General features: G+C 44.5%; 2 protein-coding genes and 1 pseudogene. 2 read left to right on the forward strand and 1 reads right to left on the reverse strand.

From position 1 onward, the window contains the following. Positions 1 to 265: 265 nt before the first annotated feature. Both WBV75_RS09780 and WBV75_RS09785 read left to right on the forward strand, forming a co-directional pair. The gene (locus WBV75_RS09780; RefSeq protein WP_424120436.1) at positions 266 to 685 is read left to right on the forward strand and encodes a DUF2141 domain-containing protein; all 420 of its coding nucleotides are present in this window, start codon (positions 266 to 268) and stop codon (positions 683 to 685) included. Positions 686 to 973: 288 nt separating this feature from the next. Next, complete coding sequence (locus WBV75_RS09785) at positions 974 to 1,456, forward strand: hypothetical protein (RefSeq protein ID WP_424120437.1); 483 nt, start codon at positions 974 to 976, stop codon at positions 1,454 to 1,456. A 79-nt stretch (positions 1,457 to 1,535) separates the two neighbouring features. On the opposite strand, the pseudogene WBV75_RS09790 reads toward WBV75_RS09785, so the two are convergent. Next, positions 1,536 to 1,622, reverse strand: a pseudogene (locus tag WBV75_RS09790) (DNA starvation/stationary phase protection protein); the annotation flags it as partial.

Genomic DNA, 1,622 nt, shown 5'->3' on the forward strand with positions numbered 1-1,622 from the left:
CCTCTGGATCCTGCTCTTTCTCTTTACTTCCGGATTGGGGCAGTTTATCTATTGGATCGTCGAGATCGTTAGTAAACCCGATCACTCCGCCGTAAATCAGTCTTAAATAGGGCCTCCAGAAGAACTATTATAAAACTATCCACTTTGGGGGGGACTGGCCTATAGCCTTTCAATTCATCCCCGGGAATCGACACTTCAGTATCCTGATATTGTAGGAGGCCCCGCCCTTTGGGATATTTGTTCCAGTAACTAAAAACACACCACCATGAAATCACTTTTTCTATTCTTTACAATGACTGTTGCCCTCGGTTGGGCACAGGAAGGAACCAAGGACGGAGTAACCCTTACGATCACTCTTGAAAATGTCCTCAACGACCAGGGAGATATCCTCGCTGCCCTGCACACCCAAAACACTTTTATGAAAGGCCCGGGCACTGCCAATTACAAATCGCCCGCACAAAAAGGGAAAATGACCTTTACTTTCCACAATGTGACCCCGGGAACCTACGGGGTATCCGTCCTGCACGATCTAAACAGCAATATGCGTATGGATTATCAATCCAATGGAATGCCCACAGAACCCTATGGCATGAGCGGCAATGATATGAGTATGGGCCCACCCAGCTTTGATGCCATCAGCTTTGAAGTGGGAACCGGCGATCAGGAGATCGCTATTCGTTTCTAAAGCCCTGTACACGTACCCTTAACAAAGAAATACCGCCTTCAGGGCGGTATTTCTTTGTTATATCCGCCAACGGTGCTCAGTCGGCCATGTCTTCCTTATACTATACCTTTCCCCTCAGGCTCCTGTCTCTGACTACGTTCTGTTTTAATAGTAGTGTAAAAACTGAATATCAGAGCATTATACGTTTTAATCCTTATTTTTTTTAAAAAAATTATATTAAAAAAGGATTTTTATCCGTTAGGTTGTTTTATCTGTACAAATCTTAAATAAAACCATGTTATGAAACCTATGAAATTCTCAAACACCAGTGTGCTAAGGATCTTAAAAACGGGTATACTGATGGCTGTTTTGGTTATTTTTATGGCTTGCAGTAAAGACGACGATTCCTTTGCCAGGGTTACCGTTAACGGAACGCTGCTACAGGCGAATGCCTCTGATTTTACGGTAGGAGACCGTTCTGATTTTAACGGAGACATCGACGCCAGTTTTAGTGGGAATGGTGGAACGGCCATCCGTTCCTTTACCTGGAACAACAACCTGAACACTGCAGACTACAATGCGGATATTACCGCATCTTCAGCAGGTGATTTTCAAATGATTGTGGAAGATTCTGAAGGAATGGTTGTACTCGACAGAGTCATTCAGGGAGGCGCAGAGCCAGACACCATTGGAGGGGTTACCCAAAGCGGAGCCTCCGGGATATGGACCGTTACCATTGAGGTAAGTAATTTTAACGGAGACGGAAGTTTTTCGATGAGCGAAGGAGATTAACCTCTTAAGAAACTCAAAATAAGGCGCTGTCAGGAAACTGATCAGCGCTTTATTTTTGTTGCCCAACGGATATGATGTATCAAACCTGTTCCGCCAACCAAGCCTTCATCATCCACACTGTTTTCTCCTGTTCGGTGATAAAATCGCTCATCATAGCATTGGTACC

The organism is Robiginitalea sp. (assembly GCF_049588695.1).
Lineage (GTDB): Bacteria > Bacteroidota > Bacteroidia > Flavobacteriales > Flavobacteriaceae > Robiginitalea.